This is a genomic window from Halorubrum sp. 2020YC2 (assembly GCF_018623055.1).
In the GTDB taxonomy this organism is placed as follows: Archaea; Halobacteriota; Halobacteria; order Halobacteriales; family Haloferacaceae; genus Halorubrum.
Genome location: NZ_CP076019.1, coordinates 14,601 through 38,745, shown reverse-complemented (window position 1 = coordinate 38,745; position 24,145 = coordinate 14,601). Strand labels below are relative to the sequence as shown.

Sequence of the window (24,145 nt, the reverse complement as noted above, 5' to 3'; positions counted from 1 at the left end):
GCTGTGCGGGGCGGGACTCGAAGGGGCAGCCGGGAGGACGAAGACGCGCGAAGTAAGGACCGCAGGAGCGAACGAAGTGAGCGACGAGGACCGCAACGAGCGCATCGAGTCCTCCCGGCTGGGGCTTCGGTGGTGTTCGCCGTCGATCTGCTGACGGTTGTTTATAACCGACCGGCTGGGGCTTCGGTGGTGTTCGCCGTCGATCCACAGTCAACCAATTATAAATGAACGACGGGGACGCGAACACAGTTCCCGCCGTCGTTGTCTCAGTCCTCGGCCCAGTAGTACAGGTCCTCGCGGGGCGCGTCGCAGCTCGGGCAGTTCGCCGGCAGCTCCGAGCCGATTTCCCCCATCTCGCCGCACTCCCAGCAGCGCCACATCACGTAGGCGGTGCCGAACACGTCGCGGGCGTCGGTCAGCGCCAGCGGGTCCGACCCGGTCGGCGCGGAGACGTAGAACCCGGCATCGTCGACCCCGCGGACCGTCCCGAGCTCCTCGCCCGACTCGTCGTACACCGTCTGCCCGATACTCACGTCAGAGAATACGGGTTCGTCGGAGGCCATGCGCGGCTATACGTGTTTATCACTTATAATTGTGGTAGTAGGTGGCACGACACACACCAGAGAGCGATGGCACCGAGGGATCGGGCCGCGCTGGCGACTGATCGGCTGTGAACATCTCCGAAGCCCCAGTCGCTCGACTCTACGTGGTCGATTGTGGATCGGCGGCGAACACCGCTAAAGCCCCAGCCGCGAGGCGCTACGCGCCACGGGCAGCGAGGGACTTCGTCCCTCTGGCAACCGGGCTTCGCCCGGTGACAGCCGGCGCGTAGCGCCGGCGACCTCGCACGCGCTCCTCGCGGCCTGTCGGCCGCTCGGAGGCGCGCAGGGAGGCGCGTTGCGCCTCTTACAGCCGGCGGCTCTGCCGCCGGCGACGCCACCGCACAGCAGACCGGTGGCTCCACACGAGAGACAAATCACGACGAAGCGAAAAGCGACTCAGAAGACCGAGAATGTCCGAGTCAGGCGACCGGCGTGCGCTCGACGACGGTCCCGTCGACGGTCGGGTACTGCTCGACGATTTCGCCCTCGGCTAAGTCGCCGTCCTCGACCATCTCCTCGAGGAGCCACCACGCGACCTCGACGTGGTCCGACTTGACGGTGTAGAACTCCTCGGGGACGCCGAGCGCCTCGAACCGGTCGGCGTCGGCGAAGGCCTTCCCGTAGACTAAGGTTCCGTCGTCGGTCACCTCGTCGAACTCGCGGCGGATGTTCTTCGCCATCCGCTTCAGGCGGTTGCGGTGTTGGGCGGCGTCTTTGAACACCGAGGTGCAGAAGTACACCTTCTCGTGGCTCGCCATCTCTTCGAGGATGGCGTCGTCTTTCGACCCCTCGACCGCGGACATGTGGTCCTCTTGGAGTTCGAACCCCTCCTCTTGCATCCGGCGGTAGTTCCCGTCGGACATCTCGAACTCGTTGATGTTACAGAACTCGGCGGCGCCCTCGTCTAAGAACTCCAAGAACTCCGGCTCCGCGCGAATGCCGGGGATCTCGAAGGCGGGCGTGAGTCCCTCCTCGCGGGCGATGTGGAGTATCTCCTCCCACTCGGTGCCGTGCATGTCGCCCCACATCTCCAGCGGCGGGTGGAAGCGGATCTCGTCGAGCCCCGCCTCGCTCAGGCGGCGCATGTTCTCGCGGCCGCCCGTGATCCCGGTGTAGAGGTGCGTGTGGTGGCCCTCGCCGAACTCGTCTTTCAGCAGTTCGAGGTACCGGGTCGTCTTCGCCATCGCCTCCTGCGGCTCGCCGCCGGTGATCGACGTGCCGAGCGCGCTCATGCGCTTGGCCTCCTCGATGACGTCCGCGTCGGACTCGACTTTCCGCTCGTTGGCGTACACGTCGGTGACGTTCTTCCGGTTCTCTCCGAGGGGGCAGTAGAAGCAGTCCCGTTGGTCGCAGTAGCCGTAGACGAAAAGCACCATCTTCCCGCCCTTGGCGCACTGTTCGCAGCCCTTGGAGATCATCTACCCCTTCCTATCGGCCGCGGCCTCAAAAAGCGTCCGAACCGCGCGTTTCCGAGAGATGCGTTGGCACGGCCCCCCGATCCGGCGATAAACGCCGTCGAACCGCCGAAGCCGTTCGGCTCGGCACCGGACACAAAGTATGTACCCCCGCCGCCGGTACGGAGGGGTATGAACCCCGGTGAGGCGTCCGACTCCGCCGACGAGAACCGCTCGACGACCGACGCGACGACCCGTCGGGGCGCGCTCGGGCTGGCGGGCGCCGTCGGACTCGCGGGCCTCGCCGGCTGCGCCGCGCTCGACGTCGCCACCGGCGGCGAGCCGGCGGAGTTCGCCGCCGGCACGGCGACCGTCGCGGACGAGACGCTCTCGGAGACGGGGTACTCGCTCAACGAGGTGTCCGACGAGACGCTCTCGCAGGAGGTCGAAGCGGGCGGCCAGACCCGCGAGGTGCGCGTGACGAACACCGTCGCGGAGTACGACAAGGCCGTCGAGCTGTTCGGCGAGCGCTACCAGGCCGCCGTCTTCGCCGCGGTGACGACGCCGCAGATCCGGGTGTTGGGGCGGGCGCTCAACCCGATCGCCGAGCTGGGCACCCGCGAGCGCGCCGACCTCATCCTGAGCCGCTACGAGGGGGTCGGCGACCTCGAACGCGGGTCGGAGTACTCGACCGAGGTCCTCGGCTCCGACGCCGCGGTCGTCGTGTACACGGCGGACGGCGAGATAGAGGGAACGGGCGCGAGCGTCGAGCTGGAGCTTCACGTCGGTGAGCCGGTCGGCGTCGAGGACGACTTCGTGCTCCCGCTGGCGGCGTACCCGGCCGCGTTCAGCGACGGCGAGAACGTCCGTCGGATGATGAACGGAGTCGAACACGAGCCGAACGAGGAGAGCTGACGGCGCGAGCGAAGAGACGACGAGACCGACGGGACGGCGCGGACGAAGCGGTGAGACGACGACGAAAGCGAGGCGACGGAGGCGACCGACGCGGCGCCGCGGTCGGCGTGTTCGCGAGGCGGTAACGCGAGCCGAAAACATATGCCGGTGCCTCGCGTAGCCCCGAACGATGCTGCTCGTCCTCTGTGTCGACCTCGACGACGACCTCGGCCGCAAGACGGGGATCCCGACCCCCGTCATCGGGGACGAGGACGTCACGGAGGCCGCGGTCGCGCTCGCGACCGCCGACCCGGAGGACTCGGACGTCAACGTCCTCTTCCAGGGCGTCAACGTCCACGACGAGCTGGCCGCCGAGGGCGAGGCCGTCGAGGTGGCGGCCGTCACCGGCGTCGACGGTCCCGACGTGAAGGCGAACCGCGCGGTGGGCCAAGAGGTCGACCGCGTGCTCGCGGAGCTGTCGACCGGCGAGGAGGTCTCGGCGGTCGTGATCACCGACGGCGCCCAAGACGAGTCCGTCCTCCCCGTGATCCGCTCGCGGATGCCGATCGACGGGATGCGCCGCGTCGTCGTCCGGCAGGCGCAAGACCTCGAATCGCTCTACTACACGATCAAGCAGGTGCTCGCGGACCCGGAGACCCGCGGGACGATCCTCATCCCGCTCGGCGTCCTCCTTTTGATCTACCCGCTCGTCGTCGTCGCGAACCTCTTCGACGTCGCCGGCGCGGCCGTGTTAGGCATCCTCTCGGGCGCGGTCGGGCTCTACTCGCTGTTCCGCGGGCTGGGACTCGAAGAGAGCGTCGACGGCGCCGCGGAGAGCGTCCGCAACGTCCTCTACACCGGGCGCGTGACGCTCGTCACGTACGTCGTCGCGCTCGCGCTGATCGTCGTCGGCGGCGTTCAGGGGATCGACACTGTCGACGCCGTCCGCGGCGTTCAGGGCGGATCGCTCGCGACCGGGACGACGCTCGCGGCGTTCGTCCACGGGTTCGTTCAGTGGCTCAGCGTCGCGGGCGTCACCTCCAGCCTCGGCCAGATCACCGACGAGTACCTCGCCGGCCGGTTCCGGTGGCGCTACCTCAACGCGCCGTTCTACGTGGTGTCCATCGCCGTCGTGTTATTCGCGGTGTCCGGCTTCTTCCTCCCGGACGCGCCGGGCGTGACGGCGCTCGGCCTCTCCGAGTTGGCGATGGCGCTCGCGGCGGGGACGCTCATCGGCGTGTTGAGCACGCTGGCGTTCGCGGTCGCGGAGTCGCAGCTCCCGTCGGCGGAGCCGGTGTAAGTCAAAAGAGGCCGTCGCCTAGCGCGGCGTCCAGGAGTCGCACGCCTCCATGTCGTCCATCAGCTCGTCGTAGTGCGCGCAGTAGGGGCGCATCCCGTCGTCCGTCCGGACGTAGTCGAACTTCGCGCAGTTCCCGCAGTAGGCGTCTCCGGGGCCGTCGCGGGCGGCGGGGGAGCCGGGCGCGGGCGCGGACTCCGGCGTCGCCGGCGACGACGGCCCGTCGGTCGGCCCGGCGTCGTCGAGCGGCGAGGTGATGTCGGTGTCGGCGCTGCCGCCGTCGCTCACGCCGGCCGAGCCGGGACCGCCGGCGCCCGAGCGGTTCGTCCCGTTCGGTCGCCCCGTGGCGGCGTTCGACGGTCCGGAGTCGGTCGCCGTTGCGGGCGAACCGTTCGACTGGGAGCCGGGTCCGCTTCCCGACGGGGAGCCGGGTCCACCTTCCGACGGGGCGCTCCCCGAGTCGGCGGCGGGGCGGTTGGTCTGGGTCTCGACGTCGCCGTCCGGGGTCCCGCCGAGGAGGCCGACGCCGCCGGGGCCGCCCAGCTGGTCGCGGGACACCTCGACCACCTTCGTCTCCCCTTGTGGGTCACCTCCATCGTGACGGTGCCGCCGGGGTCGTTGCGCGTCTTGAAGTTCGCGACGCCGACGAACACGCTCCACAGCGTCGTCGCGGCGCCGAGGAAGTAGACGCCGGCGGTCGGGAGCGTGAGGTCGGTCAGCTCCGGGCGCGGGCCGCCCACCCACTGCTGGGGGTACGCGTGCGCGAACAGCGCGACGCCGAGGCACATGACGGCCGCGCCGACGACCGCGGCGGCGTAGGTGTTGCGGTCGGCCGGGAGGACGGCCATCACGCCGAGCAACACGAGCGGGACGCCGACGCCGCCGAGGATTCCGCCGACCTCCCGGGCCGTGGCGGAGGTGAACCCCGACGACAGTACCACCTCGGCCGCCACGAGGATGCCCGCGACGACGAGCAGCGCGCCCGCGACGAACGACCCCACACCGAGATAGAGCCGACGCGGGTCGACCCCGGAGCGCCCCCGTCCGCCGTACGCCTCCGAGAGACTGGTCATGGGCGGAGTATGTCGTCCACCGTGAAAACAGTACGTCAGACGATCACGAGTCGCGATCGGAGCGCGACCGCGAACTGCGGGCGAGTCAGACGGGGAGACCCGCCCTCAGACGAGCGCGTCGACGTCGACGTTGTCGCCGAGCAGTTCGGCCATCCGGTCGACCGTCCGCACGTCGCGCGTGCGCCCGCCGCGGACGACCTCCTCGGCGCGGTCGATGGCCGTGACCGTGTCGGTGTTCACCGCGAGGACGGGCTTGCCGGCGTCGGCCGCCTTGCCCAGCACCGCGCCGGAGGGGCGATGGCCGCCGGTGAGGACGAGACAGGCCACGCCCGAGGCGTCGAGCGCGGCGGTCTGGACGTCCGCGCGGTCGCCGCCGGTGATGACGGCGGCGTCGCGGGCGCGCCGGAAGTACCGGAGCGCCTCGTCGCCGCCCATCGCGCCGACGAGGAACCGCTCGACGAACGCGTCGGTGGGCGCGTCGGTCAGCAGCTCGGCGCCCAGCTCGTCCGCCAGCTCGCCCACCGTGACGCCCGCCAGCTCCTTCTCGTACGGGAGCGCGCCGAACACGGTGATCCCCTTCGATTCGAGGAACGGGATCCCGTCCTGGTCGAGCGACTCGAAGGCGTCGTCGGACACCTTGTTGAACACGACGCCGGCGAGGCGGTCCCCGAAGGCGTCTGCGGCCGCCAGCACCTCGTCTAAGTCGTTGGGCGAACCGTACTCCGCGACGAGGACGACCCGCGCGTCGAGCAGCTCCGCGACGTCGACGTCGGTGAGGTCGACGACGCCGCCGGTGGTCCAGCTGCCGCCGCCCTCGACGAACACCTGGTCGTGGTCGGCCGCAATCTGATCGTACTCCTCGCGGATCCGGTCGCGGAGCGCGTCCGAGTCCTCCGTGCCGCGGATCGCGCCCTCGACGAACGTGGGCGAGTAGACGACCGGCTCCATCTGGTGCATCTCGGCGTCCAAGCCGAGCACCTCGCGGGCGAGCATGGGGTCCTGATCGAGCGTCTTGCCGACGTTCGACTGGAGCCGGGTGCCCTTCGGTTTCATGTAGCCGACGCTGCGGTCGCGGTCGGCGGCGAGCCGCGCTAAGGCGACGGTGATCGCGGTCTTTCCGGTGCTGTCTCCGGTCGCGGTGACGAGTGTGGTGGGTGTGTCAGTCATCGGTGGGTTCCTCCGCGTCGAGCGGTTTGGGGTCGGTCTCCGGCGGGTCGAGCGCCTCCGGATCGACGGTGAGTCTCACGTCGACGGCGGCGGCGTTCGTGCCGCCGTCGTCGTCGGGCAGTGCGACAAGGGGGTTGATGTCGAGTTCGAGGACGGCCGGGAAGTCGGTGACCAGCTGCGAGAGCCGGCCGATCGTCTCGATCACGGCGTCCACGTCGACCGGGTCGCGGCCGCGCGCGCCCCGCAGCAGCGGCGCCGACTGGATCTCCTCGGTCATCTCGCGGGCCTCGGGCTCCGAGACGGGTGCGACGCGGAACGTGGTGTCCTCCATCACCTCCACGAAGATGCCGCCCAGCCCGAACATCAGCAGCGGGCCGAACTGCGGGTCGCGGTTCATGCCGACGATGGTCTCGACGCCGTCGTCGAGATCGACCATCTCCTGCACCTGCACGCCGAGCACGGTCGCGTCCGGCTGGTAGTTGCGCGCGCGGGTGATCAGGTCCTCGTAGGTGTCGGCCACCTCGTCGTCCGCGACGCCGACGGCGACGCCGCCGATGTCGGACTTATGCAGGATGTCCGGCGAGACGATCTTCATCACCACGTCGCCGTCGACGCCTTCAGCGACCTCGCGGGCGCGGTCGGGGGAGTCGACGATTTCGCCGTCCGGCGTGGGGATGCCGTACGCGTCGAGCAGCTCCATCGCCTCGACGCCCAAGCGGTTGTCGTCGCGGTCGCGCACCGTGCCGAGGATCTCGCGGGCGCGCTCGCGGTCGACGTCGAACGACATCGGGTCGGCGTACTCGCGCGCCTTGATGTCGCGGTACGTCGCGAGCGTCGCGAGGCTATCGATGGCGCGCGCGGGGTCGAAGTAACAGGGGATCCCCTTCGCCTGAAGCCGCTGTTTCGGCTCGCGGGTCCGGTCGCCGCCCATCAGGCAGGCGGCGACGGGCGCGTCCATCTCGTCGCTCACGTCGGTGATCGCGTCCGCCAACTCGTCGAAGTCGATGGTGGCGGTCGGCGCGGCCAGCACGAGGGCGGCCCCGACGTTGTCGTCCGCGACGGTGATCTCCAGCGCCTCGCGGAACCGGTCGACGTCGGCGTCTCCGATCACGTCGACCGGGTTGTGGATGTTCGCCTCCTCGGGCATCGACGCCGCGAGCGCGTCGCTCGTCTCCCGAGAGAACGACGCCATGTCGAGGTCGGCGTCGCCCACCGCGTCGGTCGCCATCACGCCCGGGCCGCCGGCGTTGGTGACGATGGCGACGCTGTCGGTGTCGGGCAGCGGCTGGCTCCCGAGGATGCCCGCGGCGTCGAACAGCTCGTCGACCGACTCCGCGCGGATGACGCCGGCCTGATCGAGTCCGGCCTCGTACGCCTTGTCGGAGCCGGCGAGCGTGCCGGTGTGCGAGGAGGCGGCCTGCGCGCCCGCGCTCGTCCGCCCGGACTTCACGGCGACGATCGGGGTGTCGTCCGTCGTCTCGCGGGCGGTCTCGATGAACTCGCGGCCGTCCTCGATCCCTTCGAGGTAGCCGATGATCACGTCCGTCTCCTCGTCGTCGCCCCAGTGGTCGACGAAGTCCGTCTCGTCTAAGACGGCCTTGTTGCCGAGCGAGACGACGTCCTTGAAGCCGATCCCGTTGTCGTTGGCCCAGTCGAGGACCGCGGTGACGAACGCGCCCGACTGGCTCATGAAAGAGAGCCCGCCCGGGAGCGCGTTCTCGGGGCCGAACGTGGCGTTCATCCCCGAGGGCGTCGACATGATTCCGAGGCTGTTGGGACCGACGAGGTTCAGGTCGTACTCGTCCGACAGCTCCGCGAGGCGACGCTCCCTCGCCGCTCCGTCCTCCCCCGTCTCGCCGAACCCGGCGGTGATCACGACGACGTTGCGGACCCCGGCCTCGCCGCACGCCTCGATGGCGTCCAACACGATCGACGGTGGGACGACGACGACCGCGACGTCGGCGTCCGCGTCCGCGACGTCGTCGACACAGGGCGTGTCGAGCACCTCGTCGTAGTTCGGATTGACGGGGACCGTGTCGCCGTCGAAATCGTCGAGGAGATTCGACGTGACGGCGCGGCCGACGGCGCCCTCGCGGGCGGTCGCGCCGACGACGGCGACCCGGTCCGGGTCGAACAGCTCGTTGAGCGTACCCATCAACTCGGTAGTACGCGAAGCGACGGCTTAAGATCGGTGGGATGTTCTTCGAAATCGGAGTCAACGGTGAACGATCGATCGGGTTTCGGTCAGCCGTCCGTCGATTCCGGCGACGGTTCGTCGGCGCCGGCGGCGGATTCGGAGTTCGCGTCGGATTCGGAGTTCGCGTCGGATTCGGAGTTCGCGTCGGATTTGGAGTTCGCGTCGGATTCGGAGTTCGCGTCGGATTCGGAGCCCGCGTCGGATTCGGAGTTCGCGTCGGCTTCCGCGTCGGACGCGACGGACTTCGATCCGGTCCGCTCGGAGTCGACGACGCCGGAGCCGGCGGCCGGGGTCGCCGCTCCGCCGTCCGGTTCGGCCGCCGCCGGCCCGAAGTCGGAGACCGCCGGCAGGCCCCGATCCGCCGCCGGGAAGGACGGTTCGCAGTCGGCGTCGGGAACGCAGATCGTCACCTCGTTGCCGTCGGCGCCGGTGTCGAACGTCAGGTCCCCGCCGGACCGGTCCGCGATCCAGTAGACGAGCCACAGCCCCATCCCGCCGGTGTGTCTGAGGTCGTCCATCTTCCACCGGTCGGTGATGGGCTCCCGCTCCGCGGGCGGGATCGGCGGCGCGTTGTCCCGGACCGCGATCTCGACGCGGTCGGCGGGCGCGGTGACCTCGATCTCGACCGTCGGCGCCACCGTCGCGTGTTCGACCGCGTTCTCGATCAGCTCGGCGATCGCGTAGTCGAGTTCGGGGTGTGTGAACGCCCGCACGTCGTCGGGACAGGAGACGGACACCGCCACCGGGGAGTCGCTCGGGTCCCCCACGGCGTCCGCGACCGCGCTCTCGACGAGCGGCGGGACGCGGAGCGGCTGCGGCGGCTCGTGTTGCCGGAGGAGGTCGATCACGCCGCGCTGCTTCTCGGCCGTCGTCAACAGGTCGTCCGCGACCCCGCGGATCGTCTCCGCGTGGTCGATCAGGTCGGCCGCGAGCGCGGCCAAGTCGGTGTCCGGGGACGCCGGAGCGCCCTCGTCCGCCTCCGTCGACGCCGCGGCGACGGCGTCGTCCATCCGGTCGGCGATCCGCTCGGCGGTGCCGTCGACGATGTTCATGTCGTTGCGGATGGTGTGCCGGAGCAGGTTGTCCATCACCGTGAGCTGTCGCTCCCGACGGTACTCGTCGGTGACGTCGCGGGCGAACCCGGTGACAGCGACGACCTCCCCGGCCTCCCGCACCGGGCGCGCGGGCACCCGGACCCAGCTCGTCGGCCCGTCGGGAGAGCCGATCCGGTAGTCGAGTCTCGTCGACTCCCCCGCGGAGAGCCGCTCCATCGCGCGTTCGACGGCCGGGCGGTCGTCGGGGTGGACGGCGTCGAGGAACAGCCGCGGCCGTCGGTCGAGCGTCTCCGGGTCGATCCCGAACACCGACTCGACCGCCCGGTTGACGAACAGCAGTTCGCTCCAGTCGGCGTTGAACATCCACAACACGTCCGGCGACGTCGACGCGATGGTCTCTAAGCGCCGACGGGACTCGACTTCGAGGGTGATGTCGCGGGAGCTCAGCGCGTAGCCGTCGAGGCCGGTCTCCGCCGGCGGAAAGACGCGGGTGCGGAACCAGACCCAGTCGCCGTCGGCGGTGCGGTAGCGGTACTCCAGCGGGGAGTCCGGAGGGGTGCCGTCGGCGGCGAGCGCCTCGAACGCCGCGCGGACGCGGTCGACGTCGTCCGGGTGAATCAGGTCGAACGCGTCCGTGCCGACGAGGGCGTCCGGTTCGAACCCGAGCAGGTCGCGCGTGGCCGCGTTGAGATACCGGAACCGACCCGACTCGTCGATCACCGCGATCTTGTCCTGCGCGAGATCGATGAGGGTCTCTGGCTCCGGCGAGCGAGACATGTCAGGTAGCTCTCCGAACGGGCGTATAACCTTGACCGTGTGATTATCACGTTCGAAAACCCGGCCGCGCGTGCGGGTCCGGGCGTCGCGTCCGGAGGCCGCCGTCAGTCGGCCGAGACGCCGGGGGCGTCGAGCGCGGCGGTCAGGGGGTCGGCCCCCTCGTCGTCGACGCTGAGCGCGACGCCGTCGTCGTCGAGTTCGACGGCGGCGGTCTCGGCGTCCCGGACGTACTCGGCGGCGTGGTCACCGTCCGGGTCGAACCGGATCCCCTCCGCGAGCAGCGGCGTCTCGCTCAGGAGTTCGACCTTCCGGTAGGCGGTCGAGAGCGCGATGTCGCAGTCGTCGGCCAGTTCGCTCGTCGTCTTCGGCGTCGCCGCGGCCGCGAGGATCGCCCGACAGTCGGCGTCCGCGAGCGCCTCGAACGTCGCGTCGAGCGCCGCGTCTCGTTCGGTCGTCGTCGTGGCGTCGTCCGTTCGCGGGGGGCGTTTCATACCTGTACGTACCCGCTCCAGCCCCCCGAACGGTGGCCCATCATATGCTGGGGGTTTTATACCGCGGCGGCGGCCCGCCAACGTTTTTGCCCGGGGCGGGTACGGACGAACGAGATGGGATCGGGAATTCGGGCGGAGGTCTCGCTGCCGACCGCGCCGTCCCCGTTCGACGGCGTCGTCGACGGAGCGACCCCGGTCACCGAGGTCTCGCTTTGCACGCCCGCGGACGACCGCGAGCGCGTCGTCGTGGAGTTCATCGCAGACGCCGACCTCTCGGTCCCCGAGGGCGTCGAGGTCGTCTTCGACTACGGCGGCCGCGCGGCGTACCGCTTCGAGACGGCGGTCGACGCCGACTCGCCGTTCGCGGTGCTCGACCGTCACGAGACGCCCGTCTCCGAGGCGGTGGTCCGCGACGACCGGTTGCGGATCACCTTCCACGCGAGCGACCTGCCGACGCTGCGGTCGGTGTTGGAGGCGTTCCGCGAGGGGAGCCCGGACATGGAGGTGAAGCGCCTGCTCCAGTCGACGACGACGCCCACGGAGTCGGACCTGGTCACCGTCGACCGGAGCGAACTGACGGAGCGCCAGCGCGAGGTGCTCGCGGCCGCCCACGAGGCGGGCTACTTCGACCACCCGAAGGGGGCCAACGCCGGGGAGGTGGCGGCGTCGCTGGGCATCGGCCGGTCGACGTTCACGGAGCACCTCGCGGCCGCCCAGCGGAAGCTGTTCGGGGCGCTGCTCGACTGATAGTTTACAGACGCGAAGTCTTTTTTGACAAGTATCGAACCAAAGGTAGCGAGTAGGGGGCGAGACAGCGCCGTCATCACCTGTTTATATCTCCGATGCTGTCGGGCCACAGACTAAAACACCGAAGCATCCTTCTATATGTCCACTATATATGATGGCGTGGCGTCATTCACAGTTGAAGGCGAAGAGGTTCTTGAGCGGGAAGTGAAGCCCTTCGGGAGTGGTGGTGCTCATATCACTATCCCGAAGCGGTGGCTCGGGGCAAATGTGAAAGTAGTCCGTACCTCCGAGCCTACCAAACCCGAAGAGTAACAAAGCATGAACTTCGCCTACAGGTTCCGGCTCAACCCCACGCCCAACCAGCGGGAGCAACTAGCCTGGACGTTGGATACCTGTCGGCAAGTTCGTAATCATTTTCTCCACCGCATGAACCGTGTGGAGAACCCGACATACACGTCTGAACAGAATCGGCTCCCCGACCTCAAGGAGTGGTGGACCGAGCTTCAGGATGTCAACGCAAAGGTCCTTCAGATGGTCGTGCGACGACTCTACACCGATCGATCGAATCTCAATAAAAAGAAAGAGAAGGGGTACACAGTCGGGCAACTGAAGTGGAAGGGTAAAGGGAACTACCAATCTTTTGAGTACAATCAATCTGGCTTCGAGCTCAAGAAAACGAGTGGCCAAGATCGGTTGTACCTCAACAAGATCGGCGATGTACCCGTTGTTGCTCACCGTGAGATTCCGAACAACGCCGAGGTGAAAGGGGTCGTCGTCAAACGCGAGCCGACTGGCAACTGGTATGCCTCACTCCAACTCGAAACACCCAACGACCCACCCGAGAAGCCCGACAAGTTGACAGAGACGGTCGGGATCGATGTCGGTATACTCAACTACGCAAGCGACACCGATGGTACAGTTGTCGAGTCGCTCGACCTCTCAGACGAACGCGAGCGGTTGGAGCGTGCCCAACGTGACCTCTCCCGAAAAGAACACGGGTCGAACAACTGGGAAGAGCAGCGCAAGACCGTCGCTCGGCGTCACGCCGACCTGAAACGGAAGCGCCGCGATTTTCTTCACAAGCTGTCGAATTACTATGCGAGTGAGTATGACCTCGTGGCTGTGGAAAATCTCGACGTGAAGGGGCTGATCGAGCTGCCGGGGAACTCGCGCAACCGTGCGGGAGCGGCATGGAGTACGTTCCTGCGGATGCTGGAATACAAGTGCAAACGCGAAGGCACGCACTTCGTGGCAGTAGACCCGGCAGGGACGAGCAAAGAGTGCGCTGCCTGTGGGGTTGAGACGGACAAGCCACTATGGGTTCGCAAACACTCTTGCCCTTCTTGCGGCTTCACCGCCGACAGAGACCGGAATGCGGCATGGAATATCCTTTCTCGGGGACTCGAGCAGTTAGGAGCGGGACACTCCGAAACAACGCCTGCGGAGACTGCGCTCCCTATGGGGACCGATTCGGTCCCTGTACAGCGCGTCATAGAAACAGGAAGCCCGGACCTGAAGAAGCGAGCCACGCCAGCGGCGAGTGAGTAGGTCCGGGTAGTTCACCGATCGTTTATCGCGTTCCGAAACCGCGAGAATCCGAGTCTCGTTTGATGTGCGTGGGGATCGTACGCACAGCCATGACGCCCCCACCGACCCGCACCTTCGTCTGCCCGGAGTGTCGGCGCTCGATCGAGGTGGACGACGCGATGCAGGCGACGCTGCTCGAGACGGGCTGCGTCGTCTGCGGGGCGCCGGTGACCGAAGAGGACATCGGCGGCGCGCCGACGATGGGGTGAGGCCTCCGGTCCCCGCTCCGATCGCCAGCCGCGCCCCGCCGCGTCCCGTCGCCCGCACGTCCACTCCCGCGTCGTCTCGTGCCCTTTATGCCGCCGTGCGAAGAAATTCGGGGTATGCCGACGAACAGCGAGGTCGAGATGTCGCCGGCCGAGGTGGACGCACTCTTATCCCGTCACGAGACGGGGGTCCTCGCGCTCGCGCGCGACGACGCGCCGTACGCCATTCCGATCTCCTACGGCTACGACGCGGACGAGCGCGCGTTGTACCTCCGGCTGGTGTCGACGCCCGACAGCGAGAAGCGCGAGTTCCTCGCGTCGACGCCGCAGGCTCGGGTCGTGGTGTACGAGGACGAAGCGGACGAGTACGCGAGCGTCGTCGGCGTCGGAACCTTAGAGCGGGTCGACCTCGACGAACTCACCCCGAGACGATCGCGCAGTACGGCGAGGCGCAGCGCCCCCTCTTCGAGATCTGGGCCGACGACAAGCCGGATCTGGACATCGGTCTCTACCGCTTCGCGCCCGAGACGCTGACCGGACGGCGGGTCGTTATCGAGCGCGACGAGGAGTAGGCGGTCGGGATGGTGACCGATCGGGGATAGTGAGGCGACGAGATTCGAGCGTTGCTCTACCGGTTTGCGACTGCCGAATCGGACGTCGATGTCGCGACGGCCGTCGTGTATTTTCGTACGTGTGCGCGCCGCAACGGCTAAACGGGGTGCGGAACGAACAACACCACACGAATGGCGTCCAGTAGCGATTCCACGACTTCGGTCGACGACGAAGTCCGCCGCCTGTACGAGCGGTATCAGTCGGCCGAGACGGACGCGGAACGCCGAGCAATCGACTTAGAGATGGGCGAAATCGACGGGCAACGCCACGCGACGATCTACGAGCGACTCGAGACGGAGTAGTCGGGTCGGATACGGAACGGCCGCGGCAGGAATCGGCTCGCGATCGACCGAGGAAGGAACGACCGGATCAGAATCCGTACCGTTTGTGCGCTTCGTCGATGGGGACGATCTCCAGTACGCGCACCTCGTTTCGATCTTCCAGAACGGTGTAGATCGCGGTGTAGGATCGCGAGATGTGGAGCCGGTACCGGTCACGGCGACCGTCGATAGGGAGCTTCTCTTTGTCCCCGCGTCCGCGTCCCGGATACGGATTCTCGGCAAGATACCCGAGGTTCTCCGAACAGATCCGTCGGGTCTTCTCGTCGGCGATGTCGAGAAACTCCCGAGCCTCGTCGCCAAGCAGGACCTCGTACTCAGACATCCGAGAGGGACGTTAGCTCGTCTCGATCCGCGTCCTCCAACTCCTGAAAGCGTCGCTCGAGGTCGCGCCGCCGGCGCTGCTGTGCGAGTTGCTTCAGTAGGTCGTCGTACGTCTGGCCCGGCTCCTTCAGTTCGTGTAGTTCCTTCCGGGTTTCCTCGGTCACCGGGATGCGCTTGTCTGCCGACATGGTTCTGTACGGACGTACAGGGCTGACAGTCTTAACAGTTATCCCACTCGGAGACTCGACCCGAGCGCACACGACGAGCATCGCGTCGCGAACGCGAGCGCCGCCGCTGGGCGAGGCGAGCGCGATAAAGAAAGACCGCGTGTGGGTCGGCCCGCGAGGGCCGATGGTTGCGAGGCTACGAGTCGCGACCGTGTGCAGCGACGTTAGTCGTTGCGGCGGGTCGCGAGCAGCGCAGCGGCGATGAGCGCGACGAGGGCAACGAGCGCGCCGAAGCCGGGCGTCTCGCTGTCCGTCTCGCCTTCGTCGGTGCCGTTACCGTCTCCGTCGCCGGAGCCGTCACCGTCACCTTCGCCGTCACTTTCGCCGTCACCGTCGCCGGAGCCGTCTCCGTCGCCGGAGCCGTCACCGTCGCCGGAGCCGTCACCGTCACCTTCGACGGTCAGCGTGCCGGTCGCCTCGTCGTCGTCGGTCGCGATGCCGTGCGTGTAGTCGCCGGCGTCGAGACCTTCAGTGCTAGCCGTGAACTCGACAGTCTGGCTTCCGTCAGATTCGAGCGTCACGTCGCTCGAGTCGAGTTCCTCGCCGTCGAGCGTGAGCGCGACGGACTGGGTGCCTTCCGCGTCGCCGGTGTTCTCGATCGTGGCCGAAACGGTCACGTCGTCACCAGCGGTCACGGAGGCCTCGGCCGGGTCAAGCTCGGAGACCTCGAAGGTCGCCTCGCCGTCCTCGGTCGCTTCGACCACAGAGCCGTCTTCCTCAGCGTCGAAGGTCGCCTGCTGCGCGGTCACAGTGAACGTGTCGTTCGCCGAGGCGTCGCTCAGGTCGAGCCCTTCGGCCTCGAACGTGCCGTCAGCCTGGACGGTCACTTCCTCGGCGGACTGGACGAAGCCAGGCGAGACATCATTGTCGGAGCGGAGGCGGACCGTGAACTCCTGACCGGGCGCGACGTTGGTCGTACCCGTGACAGACTGGTTCTCGGTGGCTTCCACTTCGACAGGCGTGTCGAATTCACCCTCGGCCTCTTCGAGGTCGAAGGTAGCGCTGATGCTCTCGTAGAACTCTTCGAGGCCGTCGTCGGCGTCGGCGAGATCGTCACGGTCGGGGCTGAGGAGCCGCTCGTCGCGGACCTCAACGGTCACTTCGTACGCGTCGTCGAAGGAGACCTCGCGGTCGCTGTCCTGAAGCTGGACATCGTCCGCGTTGAACGCGATGAAGTACGATCCCTCACTCGAGATGAACGAGACTTCGTCGTCGTCGATCATCTGCTGGATGTCGACCTGCTTCGGGTCGCGGTTCGGCGAGGTCGTGTCGGAGGTCTGTTCGATGTTGACGCTGACGTTATCATTGTCGACGACATCCTCGAAGCTGCCCTGCGATTCGATGATGCCTTCGAAACCAGTCGCGCTGACTTCGTGGACGAGCACGTCGCCCTCGGTCAGCGAGTCGGTCTCGACGATCTCGTCATCCTCGACACCGGCCGTGATGTCGTCGGTGTCTTCAACGTCATCGAAGACGTCAGACGAGGTCGTCCACAGCTGGAAGTCATCGACGGAGCGCTCTTCGAGTTCGAGGTCACCGACCGAATCGGAGTTGTCGTCGTCGATCGCACCGAAGCCCTCACTAGACAGCTCCATCGGGTACGTACCCGTCGCGAGCATGTTCGCGAGGTCGTCGGCGGATTCGTTCTGATCAGTAATCTCGGCGTCGCTGTCTTCGTCAGCGACGTACGCGATATCACCAGAGGCGCTGGCGTTGCCAGCGCGGTAGGTGTTGAACGCGACGGTCACGCTGTCCTCACCGCCGGAGTCGACGGTGATGTTGGACTCGTATCCGGACTCGTCGTCGTCACCGACGCGGAGGTAGGCGGTCTCAACGTCGCCCTGGAAGTCGAGCGTGATGTTCGCAGTGTCACCGCGCTGCTCAGTCACGAAGCTCTCCCCAAAGGAGATGTCGCCCTCGGGAGCCTCGGTGACGTCGAACTCACCGGTCTCGGCGGAAATTCCGGCGTCGTCGTCCGTCACTTCGACGGTGTACGTGCCGGTGTCCTGCTCGCCAAAGTCGATGGCGGCCTCACCGTCGCTGTCGATCGAGGCGGTGGTGTCGTCGACAACGTCACCGTCCTCGTCGAGCAGCTCTGCCGTGAGGCTGCGGTCGATGGAGTCGGACGTAGCCGTCACCGTCACGTCGTCGTTAGTCGTGTACTCGTCCTCGTCAGACTCGACTTCGAGGCCGAGGCTGCTGAGTTCGAGAATCGTCTCTTCGTCGTCGCTGTTGGTGATATTGTACTCGCCGGACTCGAAGTCGTCCGTGTCGAGGGTGTAGACCTGGCTGTTCGAGCCAGAACCACGGGTCCGGTCGACGCCGGGTCCTTCGATGTCGAAGGTGTCATCTGCGTCACCTTCGAGCACAACGTTCTCGCCGGAGAAGGCCTCGAACGTCGTGGTGTCGGCGTTGTCAGCGGTAGTGTCGACCGTCGACGGGGCGTAGGTCACGTCGTACGTGTCCTCAACTACGGAATTACCCGCGTCGTCTTCGATGCCCGAGATAGACACGTTCTCAACATTATTGTAGACGGTATTCGACGTGTTAATGAAGACCTGTCCACCACTCGACTGGCCGGATACGCCTAGTTCGGAATCGTCGAGGTCGAACGTGTCACCACCGATCCCGACGGTGACGTCGTCACCAGAGATCGTGTTGGTGTCGACAGAATCCGTGAAGGGGAGTTCGATGGTCGCACCGATGTCAGAATCGTTGCTGACGTAGTGAGTCGCCTTCCGAAGTTCCTCGGAGGAATCGTCGATGGTGAGATCGACGTCCGTGTCGAAAGTGCTGTCACCGTCGCTCAGGCTACCAGCCTCAACGGCGTAGACAGTGTACGTACCCTCATCGAGGCCACTCGTGTCGAGGTCACCGATGTCGATGTCGGTGTCACTTTCCGAGTACGTACTAGTGTTCGTGGCATTTATTTCGCCATCATCGAACTCGCCGTTATCGTTCTCGTCGATGAAGACGTACATACCGGGAGTACCGTCAGTGTCTCCATCGTCATCAACTTGTACATCACTGAGAGTTCCACTCTGATTGGTTAGGTCGGTGTCATCACCGGCACCAATATCTAGGGTGGAACCAGCCACCGCAGCTGCGGGAGCGGCGGCAAATCCAACTGCGACCATGGAAACAACCATGACCGCCGCGAAGAAGACCGCGTTAGCCTTCTTGCGTGTGGTATTGTCGTTTGTCATTGTTGTGTTGTGTTCTGCGTCGCGACAGTTTGCTTTGTCCGCGTCTCCGTCGCCCGTTCGTCGTCACCAACGTCGCCGTCGTAGGGCAACCGGACTCGACTCGGATTACTCGCGTCGTGTCGCATTATGGGGTAGGGGCTGCGTCCATCTGTTAAAGCGGTTAGTATAAATGCTTTGTGTGGTCCCCCGAAGTGTGTGAACGCGTCCCACAGGCGTCTGAGGCGGGTGAGACGCCCGTTTTCGAAATTGGATCCGAACGGCGGGGGTGGCGGCGGGGTCGCGAAATGGTATAAAAAGAGTCGGCTGCGCGGGTGTCGGTGGGTGGGGTTGGGGGTTTGTGTTCGCGGGCGGGCGCGTATGGCTCGGTTCGCTTGAACGATTCTCGCCCGGCTCGGTACGAGTGGACTACGAGTCGCGGTCTCGAAGCCACCCCGCGACGTCCCGCTGGAAGCGCTCGAACCGGTGGCGATCGTCGTGGAGCCCCCGACCTCGTGGTCGGGCCCTCTGAACGGCGATAGTACGTTCCGCGGCGTCGAGCTGCTCGGTATGAGTAGTATCGATCTGCCCGCCGGGGTGCTGGACGCGATCGCGGCACCGCCGGCGGACCGCGAGCCCATCGTTCGGCAGGAGCTCGCCGTGTCGCTGTATCGAGCGGAGTACCTCTCCTTCGGGACGGCGCGAGAACTGGCCGGTCTCTCAAAGGCGGAGTTCCATCGGCTGCTCGGAGAGCGGGAGGTCGAGCGTCACTGGGCCGCGGCGGACCTCGCGCTCGACGTCGAGTACGCTCGTGAATGACGGTCGTCGCCGCGTAGGCGTCACCGCGGACTCGCGAGCCGAACAGAATCGCGAAGCGGACGTCCGTCTCCGCGAGATACCACCGAATCGCCGCCACGTCCACACCCTCGACGGGCGGTTCCCCGTGGTTCGCTCCCGCCGTGCCGTAGACCGGTGTGGCGGGGGACAAAGCCGTTTGGTGGCCGACGGAGTGGTCCGAGGCGAGTTCTCGACGATGATCCGCTGGACCATACGTTTCAAGTCGGTACGAGCCGACTTTCCGATATGGGAATCGTTCGGGATAGCGACCATAGTGACGGGGCGCCGACCGTCGGAGCGACGGGAATCCGCGTGAAAGACGTCGCGTCAGCGTACGAACACAGCGGGTACAGCCCCGACGAGATCACGCAGCTGTACCCCGATCTTACGCTCGGCGACGTTCACCGAGCGCTCGCGTACTACTACGACCACATCGACGACTTCCGGTCGTCGTCCTCCGAGCCGGCCTCCGCATGACGCGGCCGCTGTACTGCGACGAGAGTATCTGGATTCCCGTTGCCGACGGGCGCCGTCCTCGCTAGTCGGAACGAGGGACACTCGGAGGGACAGCGGACGGCCGTCGCCTCAGAGGGTATCCTCGGGCAGTGCCGAGAGAGCGGTCGTCATCGCTGCCCCGAACAAATCTTATGAACGCAATAATACTATCGCCCGTATAATTAGCTCGTGTCCGACTCCCACAGCGCGCCGACCCGCTCGTCGACCCACGGCAGCACGGCCCCCTCGATGACACGCGTGAGGTCGGTCGCGTAGCTTCGATCGACCGCAGCGTCCGTGGCCGCGTCCGGCAGCGGATGGAAATGGTCCCGCGTGTTGTGCGGCTGGTCGTGTCGGTCCCATCGACACCCCCGCCGGTCGCCGGCGCGTCTCTCGTGGTACGAGACGTGAAAGTCGCCGTTCGTGTACGCGCGAACTTCGAGCGAGACGCCGTCGACGGACTCGGGATAGTACTCGACGTCGAGCGTCACGACGAGGCTCTCCGGCTTGTTCGACGGGAACAGCGACGTCTGGCGCACCTCGTCCCGTCGACCGAACGCGCGACCGAGATACCGAAGGGTCGCCACGTCGGCGGACCGCGACGGGTCGGAGTCGGTCACGCGGCGTTCTCCCCGGGAGCGGAGTCCGAGCCGCGGTCGCGACGGACCGCCTCCAGCCGGTCGATCCGTTCCCTGACGGTGTGCCACTCGCTCAACGCGAGCCACACCGTCTCGACGTCGTCGTACTCCGCGTGGTCGAACGCGTCCACGTCGGTCGGCGACTCGGCGTCGAAGCGCTCGCGAAACGCGGACTCGCGCTCGGTGAGCTCGGCGAGCCTCTCGTGGAGCTCGTCGCGCGATAGGGCCTCGAGCCGGTTCCGAAGTCGCCACTCGAAGTACGACTCGTTGCGGGCGAACGTGAGCGGCGACTCCGAGACGCGTTCGACGACGCCGATATCGGCCAGCCGCTTGAGATGTCGCCGGGCGGTGTCCGGAGCGCACGAGGCGCGCTCGGCGATTGCCGACACGCCCGCCGGCTCGTACAGCTGGAGCGCGACCCGGTACACGCGCTCGTCGGCGGGCTCGGCGTCGAGATCCGTGCTGAACCCCTCGGCGAGTCCGAACTCTCGGTCTGGACCGTCAGAGGGCATATCCGTCGATAGTAGAGATCACTATATAATTCTGGTGTCGACGAATCATATAGTCGAAAGCGGCGAACCGGTGAGTGACCCACGACTGAAGTCGTGGGGCACTGACGCAGCTGTACCCCGACCGCACGCTGGGCGACGTCCACCGAGCGCTCGCGTACGACTGCGACGGGAGTAGCGTCACTCGTTCGCGTCGATAGTCTCGGACAGCGTATTCCGGTCTTCCTCGGAGAACCGATAGCCGTCTCGGTCTCGCAGTTCCGCAACGAGCGTCGACAGTTCCTCGCTCGTGGAGATCGCATCGTAGTGGATCGCCGCCTGAAGAAACAGGACGAGATCTCAGACCTCGACGCCGATCTGCGCTCCGCGTGTCCCGACGTGCGCGTCGTCGGTTACGAGTCGCGCGTCACGTTGCGACGCGATCGCGAGGCACCGCGCGTCGGCCGAGGAAAGCGCGTGATCGCCCAGATCGTCCGCCAGTTCGAGTTCGGCTCCCGTCGGAGCGACGATTTCGAGCCAGCCGTCGTTGTACGATTTGACGGCGTCGATACGCGTGACAAAATCGTATCCCTCGGCCGCGGCACGGTCGAGTTCGTCGATGACCGACACGGGCGTCTCGATGGTTCCGAACACCGACGGGAGCAGTTCCAGCCGGTCAATCTTCGCGAGGGAACTCGGGACGTTGTTGTCGACGAGCGCCAGCCGTCTATCTACTCGAGGAACGTCTCCAGGCGATCCTCGCGGGCGGCCTCGCTCAGGAATCCGGCCTCCCGGTCGATCCCCCGATCCGCGAGTTCGCGCACGAAGGACTCAGTCGAGACGCCGGCCAGTTCGGCACCCCGGTTACAACTCACCGCTCCGGTGCGGTACTGCTCGACCGCGAGCGAGAGCCGAAGCTCCGGACGCCGACGCAACAGCTCACGGACGGCCTCCTCGACCACGGCGTCGGTGTCGTCGTAGCCGCCGGCGGCCGCGATGGCATCGAGATCCGCTCCGAGCCCGGACATACGAGTCACTACGTCGGAACCACGGATAGATATGCTGTCGCGTCCGGTCGAGCACCTGTTACGCGCGAGAACGAGGCATCCGTTCCGCTTCAGTTATGTCGGAGCGTCAGTCAGTCAGTGACCCACGACTGAAGTCGTGAGCTTCCTCCTGAGTCTCCTGTGAGAGCGTGTCGAGTTTTGGTAGAAACGTTAACTGTGTTGTAGCTACAACTCTCATCTATGTCGACGGCAGTAAAGATGGACGAGGACGCGAAATCGAAGCTCGAGGAGCTTCAGGCGGAGATCCGGCTGAAAACGGGAAAGAAAGTCACCCAACAGGAGCTCCTCTCGACACTGATCCAGTCGGCCGTCGACTCCCGCGCTGAGTTCATCGACTCGTTCCGGGACGGAACGGTGGCCATGAACGAAACGGAGCTCGAAGCGTTCAACCAAGGAAAAATCGCTTCCGGTGTCGAAACGACGGAAGACGACATCGACGACATCCTCTACGGATGAGCGTCTTCGTCGATACCGGCGTGTTCTACGCTCATCACGACACCGACGCCAGCCGACACGCGGTCGGTACCGACGCGCTGAATGAGGTTCTTTCGTCGGCGGAATACGGTCACGTGATGACGAGCGACTACGTCTACGACGAAACGGTCACCCTCACACAGATGCGGACGGGGGACGTCGACGCCGGTCTCGAAGTGGGACGGCGCATTCGCGGCGCGGGATACCCGTCGGCCATCGAACTGCTCCACTCGTCTCCGTCGCTCTTCGATCGCGCCGTGTCCGTCCACCAGACGTACGCCGACCACGATCTCAGTTTCACCGACGCGATGACCGTCGCGATGGTCGAATACCACGGGATAGATGGCGTGTTGAGCTTCGACGACGACTTCGACGGAATCGTCTCCCGACTCGTTCCGGAGACGCTCACGTTCACTGGAGACGAAACGTAGCCGGGCGGTATCGGTTGATAACCGGGAGGCGGAGATCGAGTGGCTCACGTCGCTTTTCGACGCCGGACAGTGACCGCGACGACCGCCTCGTCGACCGTCTATACGTTTCCCGTCGCGATCCGATCGACGAACTCCCGACGGTCCCGCTCCCGCTCGGTGGCGGTCTCCTCGTACTCGGCCTCGGCCCGTTCGCGAGAGGCGTCGACGTCCCGGTCGTCTCCGACCAGCCGAATCCCGTCCCGGAGGGCGACGCGCGCGATCGGGAGCGGAAGCCCCTCGATGTCGCTCACGTCGACGAAGGCGTCCGCGTGGCCCTGGAGGTCCGCGTCGATCCGGTTCCGGCGACGGAACCGCTCCGTGGGAGACAGGTTGTCCGGGAACCGGAGAGTGACGTCGACGTCGGACGACTCGTGGACGTCGCCGCGGACTCGCGAGCCGAACAGAATCGCGAAGCGGACGTCCGTCTCCGCGAGATACCGCCGAATCGCCGCCACGTCCACGCCCTCGACGGGCGGTTCCCCGTGGTTCGCTCCCGCCGTGCCGACACCAGTACGGCGGGGGACAAACCCGTTTGGTGGCCGGGGAGTGGCCCGAGATGGGGTCTCGACGATGATCCGCTGGACCATACGTTTCAACTCGGGACGAGTCGGTTCTCCGGTATGGGAGTCGTTCGGGAGAGCGACCATAGCGACGGTGCGCCGACCGTCGGAGCGACCGGGATCCGCGTGAAAGACGTCGCATCGGCGTCCGAACACAGCGGGTAGGGTCCCGACGAAATCGCGGGGCTGTACCCCGACCGCACGCCGGGCGACGTCCACCGAGCGCTCGCGTACGGCTACGACCACATCGACGACTTCCGGTCGTCGTCCTCCGAGCCGGCCGCCGTATGACGCGGCCGCTGTACTACGACGAGGGTGGTTGAATTTGTGCTACGGGTCGCCGCCCTGAGTGGCGATATTAACTTCCGCGGTGCCGAACTGAGAGGTATGAGTAGTATCGATCTGCCCGCCGGGGTGCTGGACGCGATCGCGGCACCGCCGGCGGACCGCGAGCCCATCGTCCGGCAGGAGCTCGCCGTGTCGCTGTATCGAGAGGAGTACCTCTCTTTCGGGAAGGCACGAGAGCTGGCCGGCCTCTCGAAGGCTGAGTTCCATCGGCTGCTCGGCGAGCGCGAGGTCGAGCGTCACTACACCGCGGATGATCTCGCGCTCGACGTCGAGTACGCCCGTGAATGACGGTCGTTTCGAACACGTCACCCCTGCTGAACCTGGCACTCATCGAGCGGCTCCGGCTGGTCGAATCCCAGTTCGGTGCGGTCGTCGTCCCGACGGCGGTCTGGAACGAACTCACGGCCGGGTTCGACGGTCGCGACCGCATCGAGGCGTTCCGCGATCGAGGCGGGATGCGGGTGGTCTCGCCGGAGCCGACGGAGTTGCGAACCGAGTTCGAACGTGATCCACGCGAACGAGCGAAGCGAGTGAGCGTGGGGCCAGTCGCGACCGTGACCGAACGTAGTGAGCGAACGGTCGCGACGGGGACTCGATC

General features: G+C 66.4%; 26 protein-coding genes and 3 pseudogenes. 14 read left to right on the top strand and 15 right to left on the bottom strand.

The features are described 5' to 3' along the window. Nucleotides 1-266 precede the first annotated feature (266 nt). Nucleotides 267-563, bottom strand: a complete 297-nt coding sequence (locus KI388_RS00205; protein ID WP_215087433.1) for a hypothetical protein — start codon at nt 561-563, stop codon at nt 267-269. 458 nt (nt 564-1,021) lie between these two features. Beyond that, nucleotides 1,022-2,020, bottom strand: coding sequence for a radical SAM protein (locus KI388_RS00200; RefSeq protein ID WP_215087432.1), 999 nt, complete (start codon nt 2,018-2,020; stop codon nt 1,022-1,024). Between the two features lie 168 nt (nt 2,021-2,188). On the opposite strand from KI388_RS00200, the gene KI388_RS00195 reads away from it, so the two are divergent. Continuing rightward, nucleotides 2,189-2,911 carry a DUF6517 family protein gene (locus KI388_RS00195; protein ID WP_215087431.1) on the top strand — a complete coding sequence of 241 codons (723 nt, stop codon included), beginning with the start codon at nt 2,189-2,191 and terminating at the stop codon, nt 2,909-2,911. Nucleotides 2,912-3,080: 169 nt separating this feature from the next. Further along, a complete protein-coding gene (locus tag KI388_RS00190) occupies nt 3,081-4,190 on the top strand; it encodes a DUF373 family protein (RefSeq protein ID WP_215087430.1) in 1,110 nt (369 codons plus the stop codon). A gap of 18 nt (nt 4,191-4,208) precedes the next feature. On the opposite strand, the pseudogene KI388_RS00185 reads toward KI388_RS00190, so the two are convergent. From KI388_RS00185 to KI388_RS00165, 5 genes and pseudogenes are all read right to left on the bottom strand, one after another. Beyond that, nucleotides 4,209-5,260: pseudogene (locus KI388_RS00185) on the bottom strand (hypothetical protein). Nucleotides 5,261-5,365: 105 nt separating this feature from the next. Further along, on the bottom strand, nt 5,366-6,427 hold the full coding sequence (locus KI388_RS00180) for a phosphotransacetylase family protein (RefSeq protein ID WP_215087429.1): 1,062 nt from the start codon (nt 6,425-6,427) through the stop codon (nt 5,366-5,368). After that, nucleotides 6,420-8,582 (bottom strand): acetate--CoA ligase, encoded by a 2,163-nt coding sequence (locus KI388_RS00175; RefSeq protein WP_215087428.1) that lies wholly within the window; start codon nt 8,580-8,582, stop codon nt 6,420-6,422. The genes KI388_RS00180 and KI388_RS00175 overlap by 8 nt, the downstream gene beginning before the upstream one ends. A gap of 89 nt (nt 8,583-8,671) precedes the next feature. Continuing rightward, nucleotides 8,672-10,456, bottom strand: a complete 1,785-nt coding sequence (locus tag KI388_RS00170) for a PAS domain-containing sensor histidine kinase (RefSeq protein ID WP_215087427.1) — start codon at nt 10,454-10,456, stop codon at nt 8,672-8,674. Nucleotides 10,457-10,560: 104 nt separating this feature from the next. Beyond that, nucleotides 10,561-10,947: a helix-turn-helix domain-containing protein gene (locus KI388_RS00165; protein WP_215087426.1), complete on the bottom strand. Its 387-nt coding sequence runs from the start codon at nt 10,945-10,947 to the stop codon at nt 10,561-10,563. 114 nt (nt 10,948-11,061) lie between these two features. On the opposite strand from KI388_RS00165, the gene KI388_RS00160 reads away from it, so the two are divergent. From KI388_RS00160 to KI388_RS00135, 7 genes and pseudogenes are all read left to right on the top strand, one after another. Beyond that, complete coding sequence (locus KI388_RS00160; protein WP_215087425.1) at nt 11,062-11,694, top strand: helix-turn-helix domain-containing protein; 633 nt, start codon at nt 11,062-11,064, stop codon at nt 11,692-11,694. Nucleotides 11,695-11,832: 138 nt separating this feature from the next. Beyond that, complete coding sequence (locus tag KI388_RS00155) at nt 11,833-12,006, top strand: DUF2080 family transposase-associated protein (RefSeq protein WP_215087424.1); 174 nt, start codon at nt 11,833-11,835, stop codon at nt 12,004-12,006. A gap of 6 nt (nt 12,007-12,012) precedes the next feature. Beyond that, entirely contained in the window at nt 12,013-13,242 is a 1,230-nt protein-coding gene (locus KI388_RS00150; RefSeq protein WP_215087423.1) for an RNA-guided endonuclease TnpB family protein, read from the top strand. Nucleotides 13,243-13,331: 89 nt separating this feature from the next. Then, nucleotides 13,332-13,490 carry a hypothetical protein gene (locus tag KI388_RS00145; protein ID WP_215087422.1) on the top strand — a complete coding sequence of 53 codons (159 nt, stop codon included), beginning with the start codon at nt 13,332-13,334 and terminating at the stop codon, nt 13,488-13,490. 114 nt (nt 13,491-13,604) lie between these two features. Beyond that, a pseudogene (locus KI388_RS00140) lies at nt 13,605-14,059 on the top strand (pyridoxamine 5'-phosphate oxidase family protein). Between the two features lie 33 nt (nt 14,060-14,092). Next, a pseudogene (locus tag KI388_RS15615) lies at nt 14,093-14,200 on the top strand (type II toxin-antitoxin system death-on-curing family toxin); the annotation flags it as partial. A 30-nt stretch (nt 14,201-14,230) separates the two neighbouring features. Continuing rightward, nucleotides 14,231-14,401 carry a hypothetical protein gene (locus KI388_RS00135; RefSeq protein ID WP_215087421.1) on the top strand — a complete coding sequence of 57 codons (171 nt, stop codon included), beginning with the start codon at nt 14,231-14,233 and terminating at the stop codon, nt 14,399-14,401. 67 nt (nt 14,402-14,468) lie between these two features. On the opposite strand, the gene KI388_RS00130 is transcribed toward KI388_RS00135, so the two are convergent. From KI388_RS00130 to KI388_RS00120, 3 genes are all read right to left on the bottom strand, one after another. Then, on the bottom strand, nt 14,469-14,762 hold the full coding sequence (locus tag KI388_RS00130) for a type II toxin-antitoxin system RelE/ParE family toxin (RefSeq protein ID WP_215087420.1): 294 nt from the start codon (nt 14,760-14,762) through the stop codon (nt 14,469-14,471). Further along, nucleotides 14,755-14,949: a hypothetical protein gene (locus KI388_RS00125; RefSeq protein WP_215087419.1), complete on the bottom strand. Its 195-nt coding sequence runs from the start codon at nt 14,947-14,949 to the stop codon at nt 14,755-14,757. Before KI388_RS00125 ends, KI388_RS00130 begins: the two co-directional genes overlap by 8 nt. Nucleotides 14,950-15,152: 203 nt before the next feature. Continuing rightward, nucleotides 15,153-18,194, bottom strand: coding sequence for a BGTF surface domain-containing protein (locus KI388_RS00120; protein WP_215087418.1), 3,042 nt, complete (start codon nt 18,192-18,194; stop codon nt 15,153-15,155). Nucleotides 18,195-18,740: 546 nt separating this feature from the next. Here KI388_RS00120 and KI388_RS00115 point away from each other — a divergent pair. Further along, nucleotides 18,741-18,989, top strand: coding sequence for a UPF0175 family protein (locus tag KI388_RS00115; protein WP_215087417.1), 249 nt, complete (start codon nt 18,741-18,743; stop codon nt 18,987-18,989). Between the two features lie 264 nt (nt 18,990-19,253). Then, nucleotides 19,254-19,484, top strand: a complete 231-nt coding sequence (locus tag KI388_RS00110) for a DUF433 domain-containing protein (protein WP_215087416.1) — start codon at nt 19,254-19,256, stop codon at nt 19,482-19,484. A gap of 200 nt (nt 19,485-19,684) precedes the next feature. Here KI388_RS00110 and KI388_RS00105 read toward each other — a convergent pair whose 3' ends face one another. From KI388_RS00105 to KI388_RS00090, 4 genes are all read right to left on the bottom strand, one after another. Beyond that, nucleotides 19,685-20,122: a hypothetical protein gene (locus tag KI388_RS00105; RefSeq protein ID WP_215087415.1), complete on the bottom strand. Its 438-nt coding sequence runs from the start codon at nt 20,120-20,122 to the stop codon at nt 19,685-19,687. Next, entirely contained in the window at nt 20,119-20,652 is a 534-nt protein-coding gene (locus tag KI388_RS00100; RefSeq protein ID WP_215087414.1) for an ArsR family transcriptional regulator, read from the bottom strand. The genes KI388_RS00105 and KI388_RS00100 overlap by 4 nt, the downstream gene beginning before the upstream one ends. A gap of 336 nt (nt 20,653-20,988) precedes the next feature. Next, nucleotides 20,989-21,282, bottom strand: a complete 294-nt coding sequence (locus KI388_RS00095) for a hypothetical protein (RefSeq protein WP_215087413.1) — start codon at nt 21,280-21,282, stop codon at nt 20,989-20,991. A 77-nt stretch (nt 21,283-21,359) separates the two neighbouring features. Then, on the bottom strand, nt 21,360-21,656 hold the full coding sequence (locus tag KI388_RS00090; protein WP_215087412.1) for a UPF0175 family protein: 297 nt from the start codon (nt 21,654-21,656) through the stop codon (nt 21,360-21,362). A gap of 219 nt (nt 21,657-21,875) precedes the next feature. Here KI388_RS00090 and KI388_RS00085 point away from each other — a divergent pair, with 219 nt between their 5' ends. Both KI388_RS00085 and KI388_RS00080 read left to right on the top strand, forming a co-directional pair. Continuing rightward, complete coding sequence (locus KI388_RS00085; RefSeq protein ID WP_215087411.1) at nt 21,876-22,151, top strand: hypothetical protein; 276 nt, start codon at nt 21,876-21,878, stop codon at nt 22,149-22,151. Beyond that, nucleotides 22,148-22,600 carry a PIN domain-containing protein gene (locus tag KI388_RS00080; protein WP_215087410.1) on the top strand — a complete coding sequence of 151 codons (453 nt, stop codon included), beginning with the start codon at nt 22,148-22,150 and terminating at the stop codon, nt 22,598-22,600. Before KI388_RS00085 ends, KI388_RS00080 begins: the two co-directional genes overlap by 4 nt. A 98-nt stretch (nt 22,601-22,698) precedes the next feature. On the opposite strand, the gene KI388_RS00075 is transcribed toward KI388_RS00080, so the two are convergent. Next, entirely contained in the window at nt 22,699-23,094 is a 396-nt protein-coding gene (locus KI388_RS00075; protein WP_251133172.1) for a nucleotidyltransferase domain-containing protein, read from the bottom strand. A gap of 492 nt (nt 23,095-23,586) precedes the next feature. Between KI388_RS00075 and KI388_RS00070 the strand changes: the two genes are divergently transcribed. Then, nucleotides 23,587-23,835: a UPF0175 family protein gene (locus KI388_RS00070; RefSeq protein ID WP_215087408.1), complete on the top strand. Its 249-nt coding sequence runs from the start codon at nt 23,587-23,589 to the stop codon at nt 23,833-23,835. The last annotated feature ends 310 nt before the right edge of the window (nt 23,836-24,145 follow it).

Bases quoted from the DNA above. Each gene is read 5' to 3' on its own strand.
- KI388_RS00170 (WP_215087427.1), bottom strand. From the start codon at position 10,456: ATGTCTCGCTCGCCGGAGCCAGAGACCCTCATCGATCTCGCGCAGGAC.
- KI388_RS00070 (WP_215087408.1), top strand. From the start codon at position 23,587: ATGAGTAGTATCGATCTGCCCGCCGGGGTGCTGGACGCGATCGCGGCA.
- KI388_RS00085 (WP_215087411.1), top strand. From the start codon at position 21,876: ATGTCGACGGCAGTAAAGATGGACGAGGACGCGAAATCGAAGCTCGAG.
- KI388_RS00110 (WP_215087416.1), top strand. From the start codon at position 19,254: ATGGGAATCGTTCGGGATAGCGACCATAGTGACGGGGCGCCGACCGTC.
- KI388_RS00125 (WP_215087419.1), bottom strand. From the start codon at position 14,949: ATGTCGGCAGACAAGCGCATCCCGGTGACCGAGGAAACCCGGAAGGAA.
- KI388_RS00100 (WP_215087414.1), bottom strand. From the start codon at position 20,652: ATGCCCTCTGACGGTCCAGACCGAGAGTTCGGACTCGCCGAGGGGTTC.
- KI388_RS00180 (WP_215087429.1), bottom strand. From the start codon at position 6,427: ATGACTGACACACCCACCACACTCGTCACCGCGACCGGAGACAGCACC.
- KI388_RS00190 (WP_215087430.1), top strand. From the start codon at position 3,081: ATGCTGCTCGTCCTCTGTGTCGACCTCGACGACGACCTCGGCCGCAAG.
- KI388_RS00090 (WP_215087412.1), bottom strand. From the start codon at position 21,656: ATGTCCGGGCTCGGAGCGGATCTCGATGCCATCGCGGCCGCCGGCGGC.
- KI388_RS00150 (WP_215087423.1), top strand. From the start codon at position 12,013: ATGAACTTCGCCTACAGGTTCCGGCTCAACCCCACGCCCAACCAGCGG.
- KI388_RS00155 (WP_215087424.1), top strand. From the start codon at position 11,833: ATGTCCACTATATATGATGGCGTGGCGTCATTCACAGTTGAAGGCGAA.
- KI388_RS00175 (WP_215087428.1), bottom strand. From the start codon at position 8,582: ATGGGTACGCTCAACGAGCTGTTCGACCCGGACCGGGTCGCCGTCGTC.
- KI388_RS00080 (WP_215087410.1), top strand. From the start codon at position 22,148: ATGAGCGTCTTCGTCGATACCGGCGTGTTCTACGCTCATCACGACACC.
- KI388_RS00165 (WP_215087426.1), bottom strand. From the start codon at position 10,947: ATGAAACGCCCCCCGCGAACGGACGACGCCACGACGACGACCGAACGA.
- KI388_RS00130 (WP_215087420.1), bottom strand. From the start codon at position 14,762: ATGTCTGAGTACGAGGTCCTGCTTGGCGACGAGGCTCGGGAGTTTCTC.
- KI388_RS00120 (WP_215087418.1), bottom strand. From the start codon at position 18,194: ATGACAAACGACAATACCACACGCAAGAAGGCTAACGCGGTCTTCTTC.
- KI388_RS00145 (WP_215087422.1), top strand. From the start codon at position 13,332: ATGACGCCCCCACCGACCCGCACCTTCGTCTGCCCGGAGTGTCGGCGC.
- KI388_RS00205 (WP_215087433.1), bottom strand. From the start codon at position 563: ATGGCCTCCGACGAACCCGTATTCTCTGACGTGAGTATCGGGCAGACG.
- KI388_RS00200 (WP_215087432.1), bottom strand. From the start codon at position 2,020: ATGATCTCCAAGGGCTGCGAACAGTGCGCCAAGGGCGGGAAGATGGTG.
- KI388_RS00115 (WP_215087417.1), top strand. From the start codon at position 18,741: ATGAGTAGTATCGATCTGCCCGCCGGGGTGCTGGACGCGATCGCGGCA.
- KI388_RS00160 (WP_215087425.1), top strand. From the start codon at position 11,062: ATGGGATCGGGAATTCGGGCGGAGGTCTCGCTGCCGACCGCGCCGTCC.
- KI388_RS00135 (WP_215087421.1), top strand. From the start codon at position 14,231: ATGGCGTCCAGTAGCGATTCCACGACTTCGGTCGACGACGAAGTCCGC.
- KI388_RS00195 (WP_215087431.1), top strand. From the start codon at position 2,189: ATGAACCCCGGTGAGGCGTCCGACTCCGCCGACGAGAACCGCTCGACG.